The 21,946-nt window shown below is 42.1% G+C and carries 23 protein-coding genes; 14 read left to right on the forward strand and 9 right to left on the reverse strand.

The window, feature by feature from the left end; translation table 11 throughout:
- The first annotated feature begins 21 nt into the window (after positions 1-21).
- Both HMPREF0666_RS06275 and HMPREF0666_RS17995 read left to right on the forward strand, forming a co-directional pair.
- A complete protein-coding gene (locus tag HMPREF0666_RS06275; protein WP_009011529.1) occupies positions 22-1,476 on the forward strand; it encodes an aminoacyl-histidine dipeptidase in 1,455 nt (484 codons plus the stop codon).
- A gap of 601 nt (positions 1,477-2,077) precedes the next feature.
- Complete coding sequence (locus tag HMPREF0666_RS17995; RefSeq protein ID WP_232214071.1) at positions 2,078-2,236, forward strand: hypothetical protein; 159 nt, start codon at positions 2,078-2,080, stop codon at positions 2,234-2,236.
- A 72-nt stretch (positions 2,237-2,308) separates the two neighbouring features.
- On the opposite strand, the gene HMPREF0666_RS06280 is transcribed toward HMPREF0666_RS17995, so the two are convergent.
- The 4 genes from HMPREF0666_RS06280 to HMPREF0666_RS06295 form a co-directional block, all read right to left on the reverse strand.
- A complete protein-coding gene (locus HMPREF0666_RS06280; protein ID WP_042856116.1) occupies positions 2,309-2,887 on the reverse strand; it encodes a hypothetical protein in 579 nt (192 codons plus the stop codon).
- Between the two features lie 471 nt (positions 2,888-3,358).
- Complete coding sequence (locus HMPREF0666_RS06285) at positions 3,359-3,781, reverse strand: RNA-binding S4 domain-containing protein (RefSeq protein WP_009011532.1); 423 nt, start codon at positions 3,779-3,781, stop codon at positions 3,359-3,361.
- Between the two features lie 31 nt (positions 3,782-3,812).
- The gene (gene pth / locus HMPREF0666_RS06290) at positions 3,813-4,385 is read right to left on the reverse strand and encodes an aminoacyl-tRNA hydrolase (protein WP_009011533.1); all 573 of its coding nucleotides are present in this window, start codon (positions 4,383-4,385) and stop codon (positions 3,813-3,815) included.
- A gap of 35 nt (positions 4,386-4,420) precedes the next feature.
- Positions 4,421-5,023 carry a 50S ribosomal protein L25/general stress protein Ctc gene (locus HMPREF0666_RS06295; protein WP_009011534.1) on the reverse strand — a complete coding sequence of 201 codons (603 nt, stop codon included), beginning with the start codon at positions 5,021-5,023 and terminating at the stop codon, positions 4,421-4,423.
- Between the two features lie 262 nt (positions 5,024-5,285).
- Between HMPREF0666_RS06295 and nusB the strand changes: the two genes are divergently transcribed.
- The 5 genes from nusB to HMPREF0666_RS06320 all read left to right on the forward strand — a co-directional run bounded on the left by nusB (position 5,286) and on the right by HMPREF0666_RS06320 (position 8,917).
- Entirely contained in the window at positions 5,286-6,359 is a 1,074-nt protein-coding gene (gene nusB / locus HMPREF0666_RS06300) for a transcription antitermination factor NusB (RefSeq protein WP_009011535.1), read from the forward strand.
- A gap of 157 nt (positions 6,360-6,516) precedes the next feature.
- Positions 6,517-6,846 (forward strand): preprotein translocase subunit YajC, encoded by a 330-nt coding sequence (yajC, locus tag HMPREF0666_RS06305; RefSeq protein WP_009011536.1) that lies wholly within the window; start codon positions 6,517-6,519, stop codon positions 6,844-6,846.
- 35 nt (positions 6,847-6,881) lie between these two features.
- Positions 6,882-7,892 carry a CdaR family protein gene (locus HMPREF0666_RS06310; protein ID WP_009011537.1) on the forward strand — a complete coding sequence of 337 codons (1,011 nt, stop codon included), beginning with the start codon at positions 6,882-6,884 and terminating at the stop codon, positions 7,890-7,892.
- Complete coding sequence (gene coaE, locus HMPREF0666_RS06315; RefSeq protein WP_009011538.1) at positions 7,889-8,452, forward strand: dephospho-CoA kinase; 564 nt, start codon at positions 7,889-7,891, stop codon at positions 8,450-8,452. The genes HMPREF0666_RS06310 and coaE overlap by 4 nt, the downstream gene beginning before the upstream one ends.
- Positions 8,453-8,479: 27 nt before the next feature.
- Positions 8,480-8,917 (forward strand): DUF5606 domain-containing protein, encoded by a 438-nt coding sequence (locus tag HMPREF0666_RS06320; RefSeq protein WP_009011539.1) that lies wholly within the window; start codon positions 8,480-8,482, stop codon positions 8,915-8,917.
- A gap of 96 nt (positions 8,918-9,013) precedes the next feature.
- On the opposite strand, the gene HMPREF0666_RS06325 is transcribed toward HMPREF0666_RS06320, so the two are convergent.
- Complete coding sequence (locus HMPREF0666_RS06325; RefSeq protein WP_042856118.1) at positions 9,014-9,844, reverse strand: DUF4846 domain-containing protein; 831 nt, start codon at positions 9,842-9,844, stop codon at positions 9,014-9,016.
- Between the two features lie 518 nt (positions 9,845-10,362).
- Positions 10,363-10,770, reverse strand: coding sequence for an Hsp20/alpha crystallin family protein (locus tag HMPREF0666_RS06330; RefSeq protein ID WP_009011541.1), 408 nt, complete (start codon positions 10,768-10,770; stop codon positions 10,363-10,365).
- A gap of 310 nt (positions 10,771-11,080) precedes the next feature.
- Between HMPREF0666_RS06330 and HMPREF0666_RS06335 the strand changes: the two genes are divergently transcribed.
- Positions 11,081-13,924, forward strand: a complete 2,844-nt coding sequence (locus HMPREF0666_RS06335; protein WP_009011542.1) for a choice-of-anchor J domain-containing protein — start codon at positions 11,081-11,083, stop codon at positions 13,922-13,924.
- Positions 13,925-14,051: 127 nt separating this feature from the next.
- Here the strand turns inward: HMPREF0666_RS06335 and HMPREF0666_RS06340 are convergent, their stop codons facing one another.
- Together HMPREF0666_RS06340 and HMPREF0666_RS06345 are read right to left on the reverse strand one after the other, a co-directional pair.
- Entirely contained in the window at positions 14,052-14,393 is a 342-nt protein-coding gene (locus HMPREF0666_RS06340) for a DUF488 domain-containing protein (RefSeq protein WP_009011543.1), read from the reverse strand.
- A 4-nt stretch (positions 14,394-14,397) separates the two neighbouring features.
- The gene (locus tag HMPREF0666_RS06345; protein ID WP_009011544.1) at positions 14,398-14,922 is read right to left on the reverse strand and encodes a hemerythrin domain-containing protein; all 525 of its coding nucleotides are present in this window, start codon (positions 14,920-14,922) and stop codon (positions 14,398-14,400) included.
- 142 nt (positions 14,923-15,064) lie between these two features.
- Between HMPREF0666_RS06345 and HMPREF0666_RS06350 the strand changes: the two genes are divergently transcribed.
- The gene (locus HMPREF0666_RS06350) at positions 15,065-15,736 is read left to right on the forward strand and encodes a Crp/Fnr family transcriptional regulator (RefSeq protein WP_042856075.1); all 672 of its coding nucleotides are present in this window, start codon (positions 15,065-15,067) and stop codon (positions 15,734-15,736) included.
- 51 nt (positions 15,737-15,787) lie between these two features.
- Positions 15,788-16,711 (forward strand): calcium/sodium antiporter, encoded by a 924-nt coding sequence (locus tag HMPREF0666_RS06355; RefSeq protein ID WP_009011546.1) that lies wholly within the window; start codon positions 15,788-15,790, stop codon positions 16,709-16,711.
- 494 nt (positions 16,712-17,205) lie between these two features.
- Here the strand turns inward: HMPREF0666_RS06355 and HMPREF0666_RS06360 are convergent, their stop codons facing one another.
- Positions 17,206-18,042: a TlpA disulfide reductase family protein gene (locus tag HMPREF0666_RS06360; RefSeq protein WP_009011547.1), complete on the reverse strand. Its 837-nt coding sequence runs from the start codon at positions 18,040-18,042 to the stop codon at positions 17,206-17,208.
- 394 nt (positions 18,043-18,436) lie between these two features.
- On the opposite strand from HMPREF0666_RS06360, the gene HMPREF0666_RS06365 reads away from it, so the two are divergent.
- From HMPREF0666_RS06365 to HMPREF0666_RS18435, 4 genes are all read left to right on the forward strand, one after another.
- A complete protein-coding gene (locus HMPREF0666_RS06365; protein ID WP_009011548.1) occupies positions 18,437-20,092 on the forward strand; it encodes a hypothetical protein in 1,656 nt (551 codons plus the stop codon).
- Between the two features lie 18 nt (positions 20,093-20,110).
- A complete protein-coding gene (locus tag HMPREF0666_RS06370) occupies positions 20,111-20,323 on the forward strand; it encodes a hypothetical protein (protein ID WP_009011549.1) in 213 nt (70 codons plus the stop codon).
- Positions 20,324-20,595: 272 nt separating this feature from the next.
- Complete coding sequence (locus HMPREF0666_RS06375) at positions 20,596-21,288, forward strand: queuosine precursor transporter (protein WP_042856076.1); 693 nt, start codon at positions 20,596-20,598, stop codon at positions 21,286-21,288.
- A 366-nt stretch (positions 21,289-21,654) separates the two neighbouring features.
- On the forward strand, positions 21,655-21,867 hold the full coding sequence (locus tag HMPREF0666_RS18435) for a helix-turn-helix domain-containing protein (protein WP_255346420.1): 213 nt from the start codon (positions 21,655-21,657) through the stop codon (positions 21,865-21,867).
- Positions 21,868-21,946: the final 79 nt, after the last annotated feature.

Below are 21,946 nucleotides of genomic sequence, written 5' to 3' on the forward strand. Positions count from 1 at the left end.
TAACCTTTTAAAATCAACATTATGAGTGAAATCAGAAATCTTAAGCCTGAAGGCCTTTGGAGAAACTTTGATGATCTGACACAGGTTCCACGTCCTTCAGGATTACCAGAGAAAGTACAGCAATTCTTGTTAGACTTTGCTAAAAGAGTAGGTGTTGAGTCTTATATCGATGCTGGCGGCAATGTCGTTATGCGTAAGCCTGCTACACCAGGATATGAAGACCGCAAGACGGTTCTGTTGCAGGCTCACATGGATATGGTTCCACAGAAGGCTCCAGATAGTAACCATAACTTTGAGACCGATCCTATCGTCACACATATCGTGGATGGATGGGTTTATGCGAACAATACCACCCTTGGTGCTGATGATGGTATCGGTGTTGCTGCTATCATGGCTGTCATGGAAGATAAGACCTTGAAGCATGGTGTTGTAGAGGCATTGATTACTCGTGATGAAGAGACGGGTATGTATGGTGTCAATGAAATGCCAAGTGGTGAGTTGCATAGTGATATCCTTATGAACCTTGACTCAGAGACTTGGGGCAAGTTTGTCATTGGTTCTGCAGGTGGTGTTGACATTACTTCAACATTAGAATATAAGGAGGTTGAGAACGATCAAGAAGCTGCTGTAAAGGTGACTTTAAAGGGTCTTCGTGGTGGTCACTCTGGTCTTGAGATCAATGAGGGTCGTGCTAACGCTAATAAAGAGATGGTTCGCTTCGTTCGCAACGCTGTTACTGAACTTGGTGCACGCTTAGCTTCTTGGGAAGGTGGTAATATGCGCAATGCTATTCCATTCAAGGCAGGGGTTGTTTTGGCGTTGCCACAGAGCAATGTTGCAGCTTTGAAGGATATGGTTGCACGCCAGAAAGCACTCTTAGAAGACGAGTTCAAGGGTATTGAACCAAATGTAGAGTTCTTCGTAGAGGATGTTGAGAAGCCTGCAAACCTTGTCCCTGTAGACATTCAGGACAATCTTATTGATGCAATCTATGCTTGCCACAATGGTGTGTTACGCATGATTCCTTCGTATCCAAACGTTGTTGAGACTTCGTCAAACCTTGCAATTATACATATTGAGCCAACTAAGGCCTCTATTATGATTCTTGCTCGTTCAAGCCGTGAGGACATGAGAGATTATATCTCTACTCAGTTGGAGAGCTGCTTCAATATGGCTGGCATGAAGACTGTCTTCAGCGGCCAATATGGTGGATGGGACCCTAATCCAGATAGCGAAATCCTTAATCTCTTGAAGAAGGTTTATAAGGAGCAGAATGGTGAAGAGGGTATTGTACAGGTTGACCACGCTGGTCTTGAATGTTCAGTTATCCTTGGCAAGTATCCAGGTATGGATGTTGTTAGTCTTGGTCCAACTCTCCGCAGTCCACATACAGCGAAGGAGCGTCTTGAGATAGCAACTGTTGAGCCTTTCTGGAAACTTCTCGTTCAGACTTTGGAGGAGATACCTGTTAAGTAAGGTAGATTACAAATAGAACAAAGGAAACAATGGCCTTCCGCTTCTTCTATGAGGGAGTGGTAGGCCGTTTATTGTTTTATTGTAAAAAGCTATTCGTCTTGGAGGGTAAGAAAAATCATTACATACATGTGAACTGAATACGCTCAAAATAGGTGACTATGGCCTTTTAGAATGAGGCTTACAAACTACAATATATCAGATAGTTACATACTGGGTTGGAGAATACGCCCTTCTTGCCTCAAGAAAGGCGTATTCAAGGTGTAAGAAGGGCATGTTCTTGAATGTTGAAAGGCGTCTTCTTTACCCGAGGAGGGCAAGTATTATAATCGAGAGAAGTGAAAATTGTTGACAATTAGTCAAAGCACTAAAGCGTGAAAGGGTATGAAGGAAAGTTCCTTTTGGGAATTAAAAGGTTGCAAAGGAGTGAAGGATAGATAAGACAATACTGGTTACACACGCTAAGGCAGTATATCACGACAATTGAGGTGTACGCTAATAGAGTCGTTGGTTACTCCTTTCTCTCTAAGACTTACATTCTAAGGATGGGTTAGTTAAGTCTTATTCAATACCAAAAGCATGGGATGTATCGAATTTGACAACGGTGTTCTATGTTATATCTGTACATGAGCTGCAGCTAAAAAAGGTGGATGAAGCATCGCTTATAGAGTATGCTCCTGTCCATGGGAGTAGTGAGTGTGTTGGAATGAAATATGATAGCGGTGTTAATTATGGCTGTGTAATAGATAAGGTGATTGCTTAACTGTTGCTTATACAGCAAAGCAAGGGCGTCCTCAGCGTGCGTCCCTGCTTTTTGTTAGTATCTAACTGAAGATTAAAAAGCCCAACCGAAGCCAAGATAGGGATAGATGAAGGACTTCTTAACAGCGTTCTTTTCGCCAAAAGTAAATGACGGACTGATACCTGCACGGAATAGGAAACCCTTGCGAGAGACGTGTCTATAGCCTATGTTTCCATAGAAATAGTAGCCGAATTTGTTGCGACTCTCATTGTAAGCCAGCCAGGTCTTTGTTCCTTCTGGAGTGTTATACTCTCCCACAGCATGCTTCTGCTGGTCAGCTGATAACGAAGACGTAGGACCGTCTACAGACTCCACAAATATACCGTGTATATTGTATATACCCACACTTGTACCTACACCAACCTCAAGGTTGTTCTTTTGGCTACCCAAGAGATAGTTAACTTCCAATGGTACAGCATAGCCACGTACGTCTGAACCTTCCCAGAATATATTGGAATTATGGCCATAACAGAAGCTCAATCCGGCTCTCCATCCGAAGCGTGTGTGGTCGTTGAAACGTGCGTCATAGTTGATACCTACAAGGTTAGAGGCACCTAATAGTTCCAAGTAAACGGCTTTGTCCTTATCCAATCCAGTCGTCTCTTGTGCCATAGCCGCCGTTTGTAAGCCAAAGAACAAGGTGAAAATGAGTAGTTTCTTCATTTGTTTAGTTTTATTAAATGCATTTGCAAAGATATGAAATAAAATGAATAAAGATGAATGAAAGGCTAATTTTGTAGGAAAACGATAGTTTGGTCTATTGTTGGTGGGACCTTTTGTAGGTGTAAGTTTGGTAAAATTTAGATGTTAGGGGTAGTTCGCTTTGTAATTTATTCGTCATATTCTCAATTTCTCAGAACGTCTTATTGGACTTTAAATCATCCTTTAGTTCTGCAGAATATACGCTTTTAGCATGTCATTATTATATAAGAAAACACGACTTACCTGTCCGCTTATGATTGTTGTTTGCGGTACGTAAGTCGTGTTTTCTTATTTCTTATGAAGTCACATGGTGCAATGTTGCTTGGATAGGGACCTTGTAAGACAGTCTATAAATTATGTACAGTTAGGTAAGTCATGCCTTTACAAGTCGTCTTCCTCGTCGTCTTCCTCATCAAAACCAAATAGGGCAGGGTCGACGAAGGCATCCATCTGACGGCGGTCCTTCTTAGTTGGGCGTCCTGTACCACGTGCTCTGTCAACGAAACCGCTGATACGGCTCATCTCTAAGAGTTCATACTGCTTAGCATCGGTCACATTCTCGTAGACTTCAGGGATGAGTTTTGCACCAACACGTTGTTCTATTGGCTTAAGAACCTTAAACGAGTAGGTGATAGGCGACTTCTTTACACTCACCACTTCACCCGCCTTAATGGTATGAGAAGGCTTCACGTTGACACCATTTATTGTGATACGACCGTTTTTGCAGGCATCCGCTGCAATCGAGCGAGTCTTATAGATGCGGGCTGCCCATAGCCATTTGTCAATTCTTGCAGTATCGTTCATAACTTCATTTGATGTTAGAGAGCGTGTACTATTACTTCTTTCCGAGTTTATTAAACTGGTTCATCGTGATGTCGATACCAGCAAGAACAAAGCTCTTGATGATTTCTACACCTAAATCGATAGCTGGTTGAAGCTCTTTCATCTCCTCGTCAGAGTAGCGACCTAATACCCAGTCGACCTGTCCTCCACGTGGATAGTCATTGCCAACACCCATACGTAAGCGGGCATAGTTCTGTCCGATGAGTTGTTGAATATGTCCTAAACCATTATGTCCACCATTTGAGCCACTTCCTTTCAAGCGGAAAGCACCTAATGGAAGAGCAACGTCGTCGGAGATAACCAAGAGTCGACTCTGGTCGATATTCTCTTTGTTGAGCCAGTAACGCACGGCATTACCAGAGAGATTCATAAATGTCGTAGGCTTCAAAAGAATAATCTTACGACCCTTGATGGTTGTCTCTGCGATGAAACCATAACGCTTATCCTCAAAAACAATATTGGACGCTTTAGCGAAAGCGTCCAATACCATAAATCCTGTATTGTGTCGGGTCCCATCGTATTCATACCCTGGGTTACCCAATCCACAAATTAAATACTTGTCCAATTTCCTATATTAAGTTAATTGTTGGCGTAGGATTACTATGCCTCAGCAGCTGCTGCAGCCTGCGCAGCTTGGATAGAATTACGTGTAGCCTTGATAGAGCAAACTACAACCTCCTTTGGTGTTACCAACTCAAGACCCTCGAAGCTCAACTCGCCAACCTTGATACTCTTACCAAGACGAAGTTCTGTAACGTTGATATCGAGGTGCTCTGGGATCTGCTGATAAGGAGCCTTAACATTAATCTTGCGGATAGAGAGGTTCATACGACCACCATCACGAACACCCTGTGCCAAACCAACGAGCTTAACAGGAACGCCGATAGTGATAGGCTTCTGGTCATTTACCTCATAGAAATCTACGTGAAGCAGTGCATCTGTTACTGGGTGGAACTGAAGCTCTTTGAGAACTGCAGTGTGTCTCTCACCATCAATAACCAACTCAACAACGTAGATGTGTGGTGTGTAAACCAACTTACGCAACTCTGACATAGGAGCAGTGAAAGAGAATGCTACTGGTTTGCTATCCTGCTGAGCCTCACCATAGAGGTTGCATGGGATTAAACCTTCCTTACGGAGCTGCTTAGAAGCTTTCTTTCCAAGGTCTGTACGCTTCTGACCTGATACTTTAATTTCTTTCATAATTGTGTTACTCTAAATTAATATGAACTTTAATTCGCCATCACACACTGAGTGATTAAGGAATTGGAAATCTTTATCTATATCCATAACTTTCAATCCTCAATTTGCAAAAAGCGCTGCAAAGATACCGCTTTTAGCTGGATTAAGCAAGTAATCTATAAAAAAACATAGAAAAAGATAGTAATGTTTGCACGTACGAAGGATTTTTCCTACATTTGCAAAATAAAGTATTCAATACGAAACACAATCTTTAGAAAAGGCAATGATCAATAGGGAATTAATTAGAATTAAGATTGTCCAGTTAACCTATGCATACTATCAGAACGGTAACAGGAATATGGACAATGCTGAAAAGGAGCTACTTTTCAGCTTGGCGAAAGCGTATGATCTCTACAATTACCTCTTGGCTTTAATCGTATCCATAACTCAAGAGGAGCGTCATCGTGTGGAGATTGCTGCTAATCGTGCTACCCGTGAGGGGACAGAGGCTCCCTCAAGTCGTTTTGTAGATAATAAATTCGCTCTTCAGTTGGAGGAGAATAAGCAGCTAAACCTGTTCATGGAATCACAGAAACGCCGTTGGGAAGATGATATGGAGGCTGTTCGTAAACTCTGTGACCAGATAGAACAGAGCACTATCTACCAAGAGTACATGGCAAGTGATGATGATTCGTACGAGGCAGACCGTGAGGTGTGGCGTAAGATATATCGTACTCTCATACAAGAGAATCCTGATTTGGACGCTGTGTTGGAGGAGAAGAGTCTTTATTGGAATGATGATAAGGAGGTTGTTGATACCTTCGTTATCAAGACTATCAAGCGTTTTGACCCAGCTAATGGTGCTGATCAGGAGCTTCTACCGGAGTATCGCGACGAAGAAGACCGTGATTTCGCTCTTAAGCTATTCCGTTCGACAATCCTCAATGCCGATGACTATCAGCGTTACATGAGTGAGTCAAGTCGTAATTGGGATTTCTCTCGTTTGGCGTATATGGATGTTGTCATCATGCAGATAGCCATTGCAGAGATGTTGACATTCCCAAATATACCAGTGACGGTAACGATCAACGAGTATGTTGACTTAGCTAAGTTATATAGTACACCACGTAGTGGCGGATATATCAACGGTATGCTTGATACGATTGCACGTCATCTCATACAGGCTGGTATGATGATGAAGACGATGCCAGAGCCTCGCCCTCGTCATCCTCATAATGAACGTCAAGACAATAGGGCTACTCGTCGTGAAGGTCGTCGCCCTACGATTGCGCAAACTTCTGCTCAGCGTGTTGCTAATCGTCAGCAACAAGAGCCAGAACAGGCTGTAGAGGAATAAGGAGTTAGCGTATAGAGAGAATAACAATAAGCATTGATAAGGATGCGAAACTCATGTGAATGGTTCTCATATACATTATGATAGCTACCAAAGGAGTAGGTCCAGCTGTTTACTCTCTCTTACTTATTACATTATAGAATATAATAACTGATAAATAATGAATACAACATTAATCCTCGCAGCTCAGGCTGCAAATCAAGGTAGTCCAATGCCTATGATTATCATGATGGTCGCTATCTTTGCCATCATGTGGTTCTTCATGATTCGTCCACAACAGAAGAAGCAGAAGGAAATTCGTGCTTTTCAGAATGCGCTCTCAGTAGGTGACTCTGTTGTAACTGGTGGTGGAATCTATGGAACAGTAAAGCATATTGATATGACAACCAATAAGGTTGAAGTCGAAATAGCACGTGGTGTTGTTATCACTGTTGATAAGAACTACGTATTTGCAAACGTACAGTCTTCTCAGCAGGGACAGACTAAATAAACCCTTATTGATAAAGAAAAGAAGGAAAGGATTTGATGAAAACAAGCAAATCGCTTCGTACATTCAGTACCTTCAGGAGCTTCTTATTGAGGATATTCAATAAGGAGTTTCTGATTTTTTTGTTCTTCTTGGTATTGAGTGGAGGTTTTTGGTTGATTATGACACTGAACGAGACTTATGAACGAGAGTTCAGTATCTCACTTCGCATGACGGGAGTTCCTCGTAATGTGGTCATCACCAGCGACCTTGATTCCGTTGTTCGCTTTACCGTGCGAGACAAGGGGTATATGATAGCTTTTTATGGACTTGATGATACTTTCCATCCTCTTTACATCGATTATAAGGCATACAGTGATGGTAGAAGCCGAGGAGAAGTACCCGTTGCCGACCTCCAACGTCAGATTAATCTTCAACTTTCCAAGAGTTCAAAGATAACTTCTGTAAAGAGCGGTAAGTTCACTTTTTCTTTTAACTTTGGTCGTCATAAGAAGGTTCCAGTACGTCTTTTAGGTACAGTAACGCCAGGTGATAACTATTATCTTGCACGTGTCGATTTCTATCCAGACAGTGTACAGGTCTACGCAGCACGTAGTGTGTTGGATAGCATCCAAACTGTCTATACGGAGCGGCAGCATATAAGTAACTTTACTGACGTTAAGGAATTGACAGTCGACCTCAGAAAGTTCACCGATGCTAAGTGTATTCCTTCCAAGGTGAGGATGAAGCTTTATCCTGACGTACTTACTGAAGAGAGTGTTGAGGTACCTATTGAGGCGATTAACATGCCAGAAAATAAGGTGATGCGTACCTTCCCAAGCAAGGTAAAAGTCAACTTTGTGGTAGGAGCCTACCGTATGCAGTCTATGCCAAAGAATGCTGAGACGAAAGAGCTACTCCCTGTAGGTTTTCGAGTTGTTGTCAACTACGAAGAGATAGAGAAGAGTAATAGCGATAAATGTCCTATCTATGTGATTAGTTCACCTAATGGTGTACGTAATGTTCGGCTGGCTTTAAATAGGGTTGACTATCTTATTGAGCAACGATGATTATAGCATTAACAGGTGGAATTGGTAGTGGAAAGTCTTACGTTTGTAAGCTTCTTGCGGAGCGAGGTATCTCCGTTTACGATTGTGATGCGCATGCAAAGGAATTGATGCGCACCTCCCAGTCCTTACAGCAGCAGCTCTCCACACTTATAGGTGATGATGTGTTTCGTGATGGAGTGTTACAGAAAAGCATTCTTGCGGCCTATCTCCTTCGTAGTGAAGACCATGTACAAGCTGTAAATGCTATCATTCATCCTGCTGTAGCTCACGACTTTGAGCAGTCTGGTCAGGCATGGTTAGAGAGTGCTATCCTTTTCGATAGTGGTTTTGACAAGCGTACCCATATAGATAAGGTGGTATGTGTCACAGCTCCAGAAGACGTTCGTATTCATCGAGTGATGGTACGTGATGGTATTAGTAGGGGCAAAACCCTTGAGTGGATAGCACGTCAGCTGCCGCAGGAGGAAGTATTACGACGTAGTGATTACGAAATCATCAACGATGGCATACGTCCTCTCGCTCCGCAGGTAGACCATCTGCTTTCCGTTATTTCAGAATGATTAAATTATAAACAAGAATAAATTAAAATGTTACAGACAATTCTTTCAATCGCAGGTAAGCCAGGTCTTTATAAGTTGGTGAGCCGTGGTAAAATGAATCTTATCGTTGAGTCACTCGATGAAACACACAAGCGTCAGCCAGCATTTGGCTCAGACCGTGTGACAAGTCTTGCTGATATCGCTATGTTCACAGAGTCTGATGATGTCCCATTGGGTGAGGTGTTGGCAAAGGTACGCGACAAGGAAGAGGGCAAAGTGGCTTCTCTTAACTGGCGTAAGGCTTCTGCTAAGGAGTTGCAGGACTACTTCGCAGAGGTTCTCCCTGACTTCGATCGCGACCGTGTACACTCAAGTGACATCAAGAAGCTCCTCCAGTGGTATGAAATCCTCGTTAAAGCAGGTATTACTAACTTTGAGGAAGATATGAAACCAACTGAGGGCGATAACGTTGATGACAGAAAGTAAGATTGCTTTCAAGTCAGAATACGGAACAAACAAAAGCACTGTGAGTTCGCTCGCAGTGCTTTTAATTTTTCTATTCTAAACTGTATCGAATGCTAATTAGAAGTGTTTAGCATAATTACCACGGAAGTACCAGTTTGGAGTCTCAAGGTATTTTACCTGTGGATCGATACAGAACCACTGATTGAAAATCTCTATTTCTTGTGCAGGCGTATATCCTTGTGCAAGTAGGTAGACGGCTTCTCCCTTCTTGTTGACAGCTTTGTCTACGACAATAACGGTGTGTCCAGGATGACCACCATTGATAATCACATCACCAACCTGCAGTTCTTTACCCGTGACGTTGGCTAATTCCTTCTCAAGTGAGGCCGTTCCAGCATACGTGAAGACGAGATTTAGATATTTGCGGAATGTCTTGTAGGAATAGTCTGGTCCTGTGTCTTTGCTATACGAGCATCGCCAAGTCCTTTTGTCAATATGGATTCGTTCGCCTTTAGCCCACCGGATGTAATCAGCTCGAAACCCATTGGTGAAGTTAAAATGGATTTTATCATACTGCTTTGTCGTCCAAAGCCATAAAGCTCTGAGGAAGATAACAGCATCAGCACACTGTTCTACCTCCCCATGACCAAAGTCGATGTCAACAACCGCACCTGCGTAGTTCTTTTGTTTGATGCTACCATTATAATAATGTAAGTCACTTCCCACAGGTTTCAATGGCAGATGCCGTAGGAAATAACCGAATGTTCCTTCTGATAGTTTTACTTTCTCATAGCCAGGTGGTGGTGCTAAGCGTTGTTGGTTACCCATGGTTGTCTGTTCAACAGTAGATGGTTTTTCTGTAGGCTGCTGTATCTGTCCATTGGTTTTCCCCGTGCAAGAGAGTAGAAACGTAGCCAGTAAAAAAGTGATAGTGTAGGTAGTCTTCATCATAGCCTTTGTTTGAGTTTATTTTATTCTGGTACAAATATAAGTATAAATAACCAACTTGTCAAGTGTTTATCTTAAAGAGTTATACTTTTTCTCATTGTTTTTTAGGGAGATGATAGCGGTCTTCTTATGTTCTTTCCACCTTTTTCTATATATGTTCAGTTTACTTTCTCTAAGATGAAAGGAAGTTATCATCGAATTATTTTCATGAGTGGAAATATTTATTTACGTGACAAGAAATATTTTTTTCATGAAGAAAAATATTTTTCTTCGTGAAAATAATTCGCAAGGGAAGTTCTTTCAATGTGGGGAGAGGTTGTTTGCTGGGGTAGTCTCGTTCGTCTTTTGGATGCATGATAGATAGCCACTTGAGTCGTAAAAGCTAATGTATAGACACGAAAAAGCCCCCAAACACATTCCGTCCGGGGGCATATTCACCAATAACTAACCTATTTCATCAAGGTTCCTCAGCTTAACGCATCAGAACGACAACCTTTCATCAGGGGTACAGTGAGTATTTAGCCCACTGTAATCTGGCGTGCAACCTTCTGCTCCTCTACCTGAATCTTAGGCAAAGTAATGGTGAGCACTCCGTTTGCAACACGTGCTGCGATACTGTCCTTCTGAACATCATCAGGCAAGATCAGTGTCTGCTCATACTTACTATATGCGAACTCGCGACGGAGGTAATGCGCCTTCTGCTCGTTCTCCTCAGCTTTCTTTTCCATCTTAATGGTCAAGTCACCATCGCTGTTAATGTTCACATCAAAGTCTTCTTTGCTCAGACCCGGTGCTGCAAGTTCAACAACATAATCCTTCTCAGACTCCAGTACGTTGATAGCTGGTGCTGTTGGATTAGCCTTAGGCATATTTGTAGTGTTCAAAAAGTCATTGAAAACCTCTGGTAACCATGAATTTCTATACATATCTTAATCTCCTTTACTTTTGTTTGTTTATTAATGTTTTGTACCAACTAATATGCAATGAGCGTACCATTAACGCCTTTATGACATCTTGTCGGTCGTGACTGACAAATTGACTCATGGGCCTTATTGTGCCTATTGGGCTAATAAGCCTAATAGTACCACCATTTGCTTATAATTAATGAGAGCTTATACACCTTTTAGTTTAGATTGGTATTATTATAAGTCAAAAGTCAAATAAAATGTAACAAAACTTTGTTTGTATGTGAATAATTCCTATATTTGCAGTATGTTAATCAATAATTAGATGTCAATGAAGCATTTTTACTTATCTGCAAAACTGTTTGTAAGTCTTTGTTTAGTTGGTTTTACAAACACGTTGTATGCACAAAATGGTATCTCTCAATCGGTTAGTCATGCAAGTCAACTTACTGCTGAACAAGCAACGGTAGAGTTGTTGGAGGACCCTTATTTCTATTCTTTTAATAATGGTAAGCCTGCACAGTGGGAGACAGCAGGAACGGTTACACAGCTGAAGGCTGGGGATAGATACAGTAGTGACACGGGTTTCGGTATAGGAATAATGACTGCATCAGATGCTGAAGGCTATCTGAAGCAGGTGATAGACCTCAAACGTACTGGGAAGGAAGTCGCTGAAGGCGACGAGTTGGAGTGTTTGATACATTATTGTACGATGGAGAGTAGTCGCACGGAGGGTCCTTTCCGTCTTGCTCTGCGCTGGTTGGACGCTGCAGGGAATGAAGTTGAGTCTAATGAAAAAGCCTTTATCCATAACCCAGAGGTCTATTTCGGTCGCATGAAGGCGTATGGCGAATTGAAATTCCGTACCGTTTGTCCGGCTGGGGCAGTACGTTTAGAATTCTCACTCTTGGTAGCTCCAGGAAGTCAAGTTCGTATGGATGATTTCAGTGTGTTACGTTTGTCAGACAGAGACAAGACTCCACTTGTTGCCATTCTTCCACAGTATCGTACGATGACAGGCGAGGTGGGACAAGCAAAGTCGTTCCCTGTAGCCTTACAGGGTATGCATCTTGCAACGGAGCAGGTGCCTAATTTCTCTGGTACTCAGTCGTCTTCTGTAATGCAATTAGATGTGGAGAAACTACCAAAGAACGGTACACTAAAAGCCAATCTAACGATTACACCGCAGACTGCAGGTGTCTATGTGGGTGCTAATACCTATAAACTTCGTTTCTCGGGAGCCGATGCAGAGAATAGTGGAATGCTTAGTTTGACAGGATATTTTAAGAAGGCTGGTACTACTCCGACGATTAAACTAAAGTCAGGACAGGCTCGTGAGATGAGTGCTGCACCAGGAAAGGCGGACGAACAGACACTTGAGTTCGAGATTGATGATGTCATTACGAATGTGAACCTTGCACTGAAACATGGCGAAAATACTCCCTTCCGTATAGATAAAAGTCAATATTACTATGCAACAAGGACAGGAAAACTTTATCAGAGTCCTGTAAAGGTGACCTTTGCACCACGTGAAGCAGGGGTATATGAGGCCGAGTTGAGGGTGTCAAGCGTCTTGGCTGACACCTTGGTCATAAAGCTCAAGGGCGTCTCACAGGTAGCAGCTACTGCCGACTTAGTAGAGAAATTCACTGCAGACCGTGCTATGGACAGTCGCTTTACGGGTGCTGCATGGAAGGGATATCATAAGTTCGACTTAGGTTATTGGAAACTTAATGGTAATTGGAACAGTGCAAGTAATGTCACGTTGACGGCAAAGGATACGCTTTATTACGATGAGTTGGTTGCCGATGGAGTCAATACACTGCAGTTGTCACCAGTAGGTAGTGCTGCAAAGTGTACTGCTGAATATTCTGTAGATGGTGGTGGGCATTGGAGTTCAGTTGGTGCAGCTGATGGTGACGGCAAGTTTGTTGTGGGAACTCATCGTCCTACACTCGTGCGTTTTGTCACCTCTGAGCCTGTAGAGCTGCAGGGGGTGACCATTAATCCGAATGCTGCTGAGGCACGTAAGACATACGATAAGATAGAAGACGCTATGTTGAAAGGAGCTGACAGTGAGCCGTTAGCAGTGTTAGATGAGACCTTCTCAGGTTTGCGTCATACACGTATCCTTGGCTTGAAGGGCTGGCAGAACCTTACAGTACGTGGTGAACGCCCATTCTATGCATGGCAACAGAAGAATGCTGACCAGAGCGTTGTAGAGAACGAGGTGGCACAGATTTCTTTCTTAAAGTATGGGGTTGTGGACAAACGTGAGCATGAGAGTTGGCTTATCTCTCCAACACTTTCTTATAAGAAAGCACAAAGCAGGGACCTTACTTTCAGTGTGATGTATCGCAATCAGACGACTAATGGTGAGGAACAGTTCGGCTTCTATATCATCACAGAGAAGGACGGTAAGGCTACACCTTATTATATAGACCTATCAGCATACGTCCCAGCAGGAGTCAAACTTGAGCCTGATATGTGGTTTGACTATCGTATAGACCTGTCTAAGGTAGAGGGACTAACCATTGATGATAAGTTTCATGTGGCCTTTTCATATTATAGTCCAGTAGGTGGGAATGAGACCTCCTTGAACTTTATGATAGATGATGTGACCTTCGGACGTACTGACCTTCCAGAGCTAAGTGTTGATAATGACTTCATTAAGTTTGCGTTCCGTTCAGGACAGGAGATGACACCTCAACCACTTAATATATATAGTGATCGTACGACAGCACCTGTGACTATCACCTTGACTCCTTCTACTCAGAAGAAATACTTTAAACTTTCACATGAGAAGTTACCCCTTGAAGGTGGTGCGATGGCCGTAGGTTTTAAGAGTAATGACTCAAAGACACACGCTGCCGCACTACTTATCCAAACACGTGGAGCGGAGCCTATCATCGTGAAGCTGCTTGCACAGCCTGTCACGGACGGTATCAGCAATGTTACGAGTGGTAGTGATGATAGTCTGATGCCCGTTGTTAATGGTACAGAACTGACAGTTAACGGCACGTATCAGACATATCAGCTTTTCTCAACAGACGGGAGTCTCTTGCAGCAAGGCAGTTATCAGCAGCGTATAGACTTGTCTGGTGTTCAACCAAAAATTCTCATCTTGAAACTTAACACAGGCAAAAACGTAAGGACATTCACCTTAAAGCGTTAAGGACTAACCTCTGACATAGAGAAAGTGGATGTTAGAAGGTGAAAAAGAGAAAGGGGATAGACGATGATGTCTGTCCCCTTTAGTTTTGTAACTTCTCTTTTGTTCATTTGCGTTATAGGGCAAATGCTTACTTTGTTTCAAGCAGATGCTGCAGAACGACAGCGTTGTTATGTTCTTCATCATGGGCCGCAAAGAGCAAAGTAGCGTTAGGATGATCCTTAATAGCAGCGCGTAGTTCGTCTAAGGCACCGCTCTCTTCTAATTCAGCCTGATAACGTTTAGAGAACTCTGGGAAGCGTTCTGGGTCATGCCCGAACCACTTACGCAAGTCATTACTTGGTGCAACCGACTTCAGCCAGAGGTCGATTTTCGCCTTATCCTTACTGATGCCTCTTGGCCATAGGCGGTCGACGAGGATTCGATAACCGTCGGTATCTTCTACCGGAGCGTAAGCACGTTTGATTTTCATTGTTTTATTCTAACATTAAAGCCCTTGGGAATATGATTTCATTTTCTACATAGACATGCTCAAGGAGGTTGTCACGGAACTGACGAAGGTCGGTAAGGGCCTGTACATATTCTTGCTCAGCACCTTCTGGAGCGGTGTAGTCGTTTGTAAGTTCTGCTATTCGTTCATGGCGTTCAAGCTCTTCACTATGGTCAGCCATCATCGCATTGATAGGAAACTGAATAGAGCCACAGTGGAATGGTGCGTGTTCTTGTCCATACTCAGCAGCGTTGAAGATGTCGATAATGTATGGGAAGAGGATGTTTTCCTCTTTCTGACAGTGCATGTCAAGGTCGGCAACACTATTGCGAAAGTGGTCTGCTACACGATTCAGTTCTGGGTGACTGCCTGCAAGAGCGTTTAGTCTTATAGCAAGGTCCTCTCCCTTTCTGCGTATGTTACGATGATGGAATTTCAGAACGTAGTCTACGAGTAGGTCAAGGTCCCATGACTGGAATGGAATTGTGGTTTGAAATGATGTTTGTGCCATTATTATTCTATTTATCTTGTTCGTTTAATACGGTTGCAAATGTAATCATTATCAAGCAGAAACGAGGGTAACAAATGTGTCCAACACGAATTAAATAAAGTTAAATCTATAGGAATAACAAGAAACTTCGTAACTTTGTAACATGGAAGATAAAGTAATGAAAGCACTCCGTTCCTGTCCGCTTTTTGCAGGAATGAGCGAGATAGAGATAGACCTAACGTTAGGTAGCGTCAGCCACCAGCTTGTTTCGCTACCTTCACATGAGGTATATGCCTTGGCGGGTATGCCTTGCAAGTATGTAGACATCGTGGTGACAGGTAGGCTTGTATGCCGTATGGCTGCACTCTCAGGCAAGCAGGTTGAGGTAAGTAGACTACATAGTGGGAATATGGTAGCTCCTGCTTTTATCTTTTCAAAGGATAGGAGTCTACCAGTGAGTGTCGAGACTGATGGGAAGGTACAGCTGTTTCGTATGCGTCCAGAGGAGTTGAAGCGGCTCATTGATGTCGATGATGTTATTCGAATGAACTTTATTCGTATTCTTTCAAACATCGACGTGTTCTTAACACAGAAGATGAAGATACTTAGCCTGTTCACTGTTCGTGAGAAGGTGGCTTATCTTCTGATGGAGCGTGCCGGAGAGCAAGGTAGTAACGAGGTACATCTTGAGCGGTCACGGCAGGAGATAGCCGACTCATTTGGCATTCAGAAGTTCTCTTTGCTACGTGTTCTGTCCGACTTTGAGAAGGAGGGTGCGATAGAGATCGACGGTAGGAATATTAAAATACTTGACCGTCGTAAGATGTTAAAATAACGGACGCTATTGCTTAGGTTTGTCTTTAGTTATTCAATATAGTACGAATTAATGATACTAAATATATTTTTTATAGTCATCGGGATAGTCCTTGTGTTGTGGGGAGCTGACCGACTGACCGATGGGGCAGTGGCTGTTGCGGAGAAGATGAAGATGCCACAGATTGTTATTGGGCTGACCATTGTTGCAATGGGGACAAGTATGCCAGAGTTCTGTGTGAGTCTTATCTCTGCTTTGAAAGGTACTTCCGACCTTGCAGTGGGTAATATTGTTGGTTCAAACATCTTTAATACGCTGCTTATTGTTGGTGTGTCAGCCTTGGTGGCACCAATGTCTATTATGAAGACAACAGTAAGGAAGGATATTCCTTTTGCACTTGTAGCCTCTACTTTACTATTGATAATGTGTCTTGATGGGGATATTAGTAGGATTGATGCGGCTATTCTCTTTGTGATGTTCCTTATTTTTATGTATATAACACTTCGAGGAGCAAAGGCGCAAGGGACTGACTTAGAGGAAAAAGAAAAGAAGCCGATGGGCACTTGGCTGTCTATTGTATGGATTCTTGTTGGGCTGGCATGTTTGATAGGAGGTAGTAATCTGTTTGTTGATGGTGCTACGGCAGTGGCAACAAAGCTCGGTGTGTCGGAGGCAGTTATCGGTCTGACGATTGTTGCAGGAGGAACTTCTCTCCCTGAACTGGCTACAAGTGTTGTGTCAGCTCGCAAAGGGAATAGTGGTATAGCGATAGGTAACGTACTCGGTTCGAATGTGTTTAATATCCTTGCTATCCTTGGTCTTACGGGTGTGATAAGTCCAATGACATTAAAGGGGATTACGATGACCGACCTTTCCATGATGGTTATCTCCATCATCCTTATATGGCTCTTTTCGTTTACGAAGTATAAGATTGAGCGGTGGGAAGGAGCAATACTGACGGTAGTGTTCGTGGGGTATATCTATTCCTTGCTCTAATAGCATCTTTAACTCTGCCTCGGAAGGCTTTTTCTGAACTAAAGCAACGACGGAACTGTTGAAGGGAGCGTTGCTTGTCCTTATTTAGTATGGTCTGATGGACTTATTGTTTAGAGGTAAGTTGTTGATGTTTCGCTATATTGATGTTGACAATGATGGTGGGCCTTTACCTTTTCTTACATACGTACGCAGACTTAGCACGTGTGGTTTAGAATACTAAATACTTTGTAATGTGTTGTTAGGAAGAGACGAATATATAGTGAGGAACGAGTGATACAATCCTCTACTTAACAATACTTATCGGTTAGATAAAAACGCAATAACACCAAAAGAACCCTATCTAAACTCATGAGTAGAGTTAGATAGGGTTCTTTTTTATATTGATAAAATCGTAATTTCTCGGAGTGTGCAATAGGAACTTATATTCCCTCAAAAGGGAGCTTGAATATTCTCAGGCAATGCCTCTTATTCAGTAATTCCTTTTTACAGTCCCTTTATTTCAACTTCTCAGCCAGTACCTCCTGTAGTTTATTCTCTCTAAGGTCCATTGCCACAATCTTACCCTGTGGATCAATGAGGATGTTAGAAGGGATACTACGGATGCCATAAACGGCAGCTGCTGCTGATTCCCAGCCTTTAAGGTCAGACATCTGAGGCCAAGTCATACCTAACTTCTCTACTGCTGCAGACCATTGTAACTTCTTACTGTCGAAGCTAACACCAATAATCTCTAAGCCTTTATCCTTGAAACGCTTGTAAGCCTCAACGACATTTGGCATTTCCTTACGGCAAGGACCACACCAGCTTGCCCAGAAGTCAACCAATACATACTTACCTTTGCCTACCCACTGGCTCAGTTTTACCTGCTTGCCATTGAGGTCTTCCATGGTAAGATCTTTATACATTGAACCAGGTTGACGTAATTTGTAAGACTCAAAGAGTTGCTTTGGTTTGGCCATCTCAGGCTCATTATAATAGCCTGTCTTTGGGTCACAAAGGTCTTTTAGTTCGTCATATTCAACGTCATACATCACCTGTGCAATATATTTTGCAGGGAACTTTGTGTCTTTGAATTTCTTTGCTATCTCTAAGACAGCATTCTTCTGTGCGCTACCAAGCGAATCTGCTTTGGCGATAATCTCGCTAATCTTTGCCTTCTCAGCTTCGGTGAGGGTTGAAGGGTCTTTCTTTCCGAATGTCTGATAGTCAGCTTCAAGTTTCTTAAACTGCGCCTCTATTTGAGACATCTTCTCCTCGTATGGCTTGGTGTCTTGTGCATTAGCGGTGAAGACAGCCGTAGCTAACATTGATATTAAAATAATCTTCTTCATAATTAATTATTCTTTGATAAGACTACAAAAGTACTGATTTTCTGCTTATCACCATGAATAATTATGTTTTTTTATGCGTTTACTCTCGCTTTATGCGTAAAGTGATATATTAGGCGATCATGAAAAATAGTTGATCATACGGTTTATTCGGTTATAGTAAATTAAATTTCAGAAATATAAACACGGCTGGTTAATATATGTCTTAAATACTTTAATCTATAAAAGTTATGTAAATGTACTCGAAAAAGAATGACATAAAGTAGCATTATGTTGAATTTTTATTAATAATACATGCTGTTTTGTATTGCTATTTACATAAAGTATTATTTTTGCACAGCTAAATTAAAGAGACAAAGCATGTAAGCTAAATAAACTCTTATATAATATAAAACTTATGGTTAAACATTTACACTCAGTCCTGACACTTGTGTTAGGATTCTTTTCTGTGGCTGCTTTTGGCCAAGGAACACCTAATCCAACAAAACCAGATGATGGTTATTATCGTATTGTAAATGCTCATCAGCGTTCGGATGGCAAGCAGTATGTTTATGTAACGGGTAAAATTGCGGCACAGCCTAATGCCACTAAGGCTGAGGCAACCACGTTGCCTGGTACTGTAATTCACCTTAAAACAGAGGTTGATGACAAAGACGCAAGCAGGCTTAACGTGACAACTCTCCGTTCACAAGGTGTTGATGTAATCAATGATTACCTAAACCCTAAAATTGAAGCGGTGGAGAAAGCTGTGAAAGACAAGCTGATTGAAAAGCTTGGTGCTTTTGGGGGTGGCATGGCTTCTGATGTTTTTAATACGAGTGTGATTGGACAATGGGATTTGAAAATGCACCTAAAATCTGTAAAAACATCTGATGGGCGTGATGCTTACTATGCCTTTGCGACAGTTCCTTCCATGCAGCCAATCTGTGATCTTTGGCCTATTGTAAAGTTGAAGGTAGGTAATGCACTGGATAGTTATCCTAACTTGAAGGCAGCTTTAGACCGTGGTAATCCAGACGATGTATGGTATGAAATAGAGCGTCTTGCCTTAGCAAAGATAGAAAGTAGTCCAAATGCTAATGCTGATATTGTTAATGTTATAAAGCATTATATTGGTACTACACGTGCAGAAAATCGTATCAATCAAGGACAAACTTACTATCTTATTTCTGGTGCATTAAAGAAGGTCGACCCTTCAGGAACAGCCTATAACCCTGCTAATCCGACAGGGACAGCACATAATGAATATGACAGAACGGAGGCAAAGTTTGACTTTGTCAATAATAATACTACGGACGAATACTTTGGTCCTGAGCTCCCTGTGACAGGAGATGCAGCTATGTGGATCCTTGAAAAGGTTGATGATATAAACTACTTTGGTGTTAAGCCTTCTGCTAACATGAAGGGTAGAGATGGCAAGTATTACACTACATTGTATGTGGACTTCCCCTTCAAGATAGTTGGTGACGTAAAAGCTTACACCATTGAGGGCGTTGATGCTAAGAATGCTCAAGGTTATTATTTCGCTAAAGTGAAGGAGCTTGCTCAGCAAGGCGATACAGTTCCAGCTCAGACCGCCGTTGTTTTGGAGTGTAACTCTACGAATCCTGCTGACAATCAGTTGTTGCCTACGGGTGATGAAAAACCTAAGACAAGTAATAACCGTCTCTGTGGAACATTCTTTGGAGGCTCTATCAATGGCTTGACAGTGAAGGATGGTGCAGGAAATGACTACAATGTAACGCATGATAACATCCGTGCTTTCAATATCAACACCGCTGATAGCAGAAACCCAATAGGTTTCTATAAGGTGAAGAATAATGTTACTAATATCCCAGGCAACAAGGCATTCCTTGTCCTTACCAGCACTGAAGCACAGGCAAAGAGCTTTGTCTTAGAGTTTGAGGACGGTGGTACAACTGGTATAGAGACTCTTGAAAACTCAAAGCGTAGCACTGATGATGGTGTTTACTATGACTTACAGGGTCGTCGTGTAGAGAATCCAACACGTGGTATCTATATCGTTAATGGTAAGAAGGTCGTAATTAAATAATCAAAGGAGGATAAAGTCATGAAGAAGATATATTTAACCCCTCAATGTGAGGTGGTGGTTTTGAATGTAAATGGTGATATCCTTGATGGCCATTTCGGTAACCAGAGCGGTGTTCCTGTAGAGTCCTCTAACTCACAACCAGGTGATAGTGGAGCCACTGATGGCGTAGGTGGTTTCGAAGCTAAGGAAAGTGAATGGGGCGAAATTGAGTTCACTCCTTGGGAGGATTAAGCTCCGATGGTGTAAAAAGGGTAATATAGTAATTTGCTACATTTAGACTTATATTGCCCATATTGCCACGATTAGGGCTATAATACATGATAGAGAGTGTGTTAAGATATTGGTCTTACAGATGCTTAGAGCGTCTGTTCTGATAGAACAATAACTTAGCACACTCTCTCTTTTCTTGTATTATTTAGAGTTATTTCAATATAAATGTGTACCTTTGCAGCCGCTTAATTGAATAGGGGTACTTGCTCAACCCCCTTTAACAAAACAAGACAATGACAAAAAGTAAACAACAAGTGAGTGTGCTGTTTATGCTTTTCAGCATCCTCTTCTGCGTTTGCCTTATTGCAGCAAACACGCTCGAGACAAAGCAAATCTCTGTATTAGGTATCTCATTGACGGGTGGACTCATCGTCTTCCCCATCTCTTACATCATCAACGACTGTGTATGTGAGGTGTGGGGATTCCAAAAAGCACGTCTGTTGATATGGACGGGCTTTGCAATGAATTTCTTTTTCGTGGCGATGGGAGCATTATGCGACTGGATACCGGGTGCACCTTATTGGACAAACGAAGCAGGCTTCCATGCTATCTTTGGCCTTGCTCCACGTGTGGCAGCAGCCTCTTTCGTAGCTTTCATCGTAGGTTCATTCGCTAATGCCTACGTGATGAGTAAGATGAAACTACGTGATGGAGGTCGTCATTTCTCATGGCGTGCCATCTTGAGTACCATTGCAGGCGAGAGCCTTGACTCTCTTATCTTCTTTCCATTAGCGTTGGGTGGCGTTGTTCCTACCCCTGAATTGCCAAAACTAATGCTTTGGCAGGTAGTGTTAAAGACGCTTTATGAGGTAATAGCCTTGCCTATCACTATCCGTGTAGTAAAGAAGTTAAAGCAACATGAAGGCGAAGATGTTTATGACAACGGTGTGAACTATAGTATATGGAAGATTTTCTCTTTACAATAAACATAAGTGGATAGGCGAAAGAAAGGGGATGTGTCAATCAGAAGACACATCCCCTTTTTTCGTAGTTCATTAGCTTAAAAGTCATTTTGAAGCTTGGAAAATAGTGTTGTTAGTAGTTCAAATACAGATAGTATGTATCATAGTACACTCTTTAACCTACTAAAAAGTGAATTTCTGTTGCGTGTTTGCGGTGAGACTCATTATGAGCGAGTGAAATAATAGTATGTCTTTTCTCATTGTTTACTTACTTTCTTAAAGTTGATAAGACGATTACTTTTAGTTCTACATTACCGACTTTCATATAAGATGTCAATGTGTGAGAGTAGTCCTGTACGTCAGAAACTGCTCTAACAGGCGTTAGTTCTAATGGTCGTAAGCTTGTTGAATCTCAAGTGCAAGGTTCTTTGTAGGCTTCTTAGTCGACCTGCTATCAGCAACTACCTACGCACAACGGATATGAGTGTGAAGGAGATTAGTAACTTATTAGGCTTCCCTAACACAAGCTTCTTTGGGAAGTACGTGCGGGATCGGCTTGGTTGCAGTCCTCTTGAATATCGGAGACAACAAAAGGAGAGGTAGGTCATCTTCTTTGGTAATATCTTGTGAAGGTGTTTGTAGTTTACTAACAATGTATTACCTTTGCAAGTAAAACAATATA

The sequence above is a fragment of the Prevotella sp. C561 genome (assembly GCF_000224595.1).
Classification (GTDB): domain Bacteria; phylum Bacteroidota; class Bacteroidia; order Bacteroidales; family Bacteroidaceae; genus Prevotella; species Prevotella jejuni.

Coding starts and splice junctions, on each gene's coding strand:
- HMPREF0666_RS06275 (WP_009011529.1), top strand. CDS start 22: ATGAGTGAAATCAGAAATCTTAAGCCTGAAGGCCTTTGGAGAAACTTT.
- HMPREF0666_RS06280 (WP_042856116.1), bottom strand. CDS start 2,887: ATGGCACAAGAGACGACTGGATTGGATAAGGACAAAGCCGTTTACTTG.
- HMPREF0666_RS06285 (WP_009011532.1), bottom strand. CDS start 3,781: ATGAACGATACTGCAAGAATTGACAAATGGCTATGGGCAGCCCGCATC.
- HMPREF0666_RS06295 (WP_009011534.1), bottom strand. CDS start 5,023: ATGAAAGAAATTAAAGTATCAGGTCAGAAGCGTACAGACCTTGGAAAG.
- nusB (WP_009011535.1), top strand. CDS start 5,286: ATGATCAATAGGGAATTAATTAGAATTAAGATTGTCCAGTTAACCTAT.
- yajC (WP_009011536.1), top strand. CDS start 6,517: ATGAATACAACATTAATCCTCGCAGCTCAGGCTGCAAATCAAGGTAGT.
- HMPREF0666_RS06310 (WP_009011537.1), top strand. CDS start 6,882: ATGAAAACAAGCAAATCGCTTCGTACATTCAGTACCTTCAGGAGCTTC.
- coaE (WP_009011538.1), top strand. CDS start 7,889: ATGATTATAGCATTAACAGGTGGAATTGGTAGTGGAAAGTCTTACGTT.
- HMPREF0666_RS06320 (WP_009011539.1), top strand. CDS start 8,480: ATGTTACAGACAATTCTTTCAATCGCAGGTAAGCCAGGTCTTTATAAG.
- HMPREF0666_RS06325 (WP_042856118.1), bottom strand. CDS start 9,844: ATGAAGACTACCTACACTATCACTTTTTTACTGGCTACGTTTCTACTC.
- HMPREF0666_RS06330 (WP_009011541.1), bottom strand. CDS start 10,770: ATGTATAGAAATTCATGGTTACCAGAGGTTTTCAATGACTTTTTGAAC.
- HMPREF0666_RS06335 (WP_009011542.1), top strand. CDS start 11,081: ATGAAGCATTTTTACTTATCTGCAAAACTGTTTGTAAGTCTTTGTTTA.
- HMPREF0666_RS06340 (WP_009011543.1), bottom strand. CDS start 14,393: ATGAAAATCAAACGTGCTTACGCTCCGGTAGAAGATACCGACGGTTAT.
- HMPREF0666_RS06345 (WP_009011544.1), bottom strand. CDS start 14,922: ATGGCACAAACATCATTTCAAACCACAATTCCATTCCAGTCATGGGAC.
- HMPREF0666_RS06350 (WP_042856075.1), top strand. CDS start 15,065: ATGGAAGATAAAGTAATGAAAGCACTCCGTTCCTGTCCGCTTTTTGCA.
- HMPREF0666_RS06355 (WP_009011546.1), top strand. CDS start 15,788: ATGATACTAAATATATTTTTTATAGTCATCGGGATAGTCCTTGTGTTG.
- HMPREF0666_RS06360 (WP_009011547.1), bottom strand. CDS start 18,042: ATGAAGAAGATTATTTTAATATCAATGTTAGCTACGGCTGTCTTCACC.
- HMPREF0666_RS06365 (WP_009011548.1), top strand. CDS start 18,437: ATGGTTAAACATTTACACTCAGTCCTGACACTTGTGTTAGGATTCTTT.
- HMPREF0666_RS06370 (WP_009011549.1), top strand. CDS start 20,111: ATGAAGAAGATATATTTAACCCCTCAATGTGAGGTGGTGGTTTTGAAT.
- HMPREF0666_RS06375 (WP_042856076.1), top strand. CDS start 20,596: ATGACAAAAAGTAAACAACAAGTGAGTGTGCTGTTTATGCTTTTCAGC.
- HMPREF0666_RS18435 (WP_255346420.1), top strand. CDS start 21,655: ATGGTCGTAAGCTTGTTGAATCTCAAGTGCAAGGTTCTTTGTAGGCTT.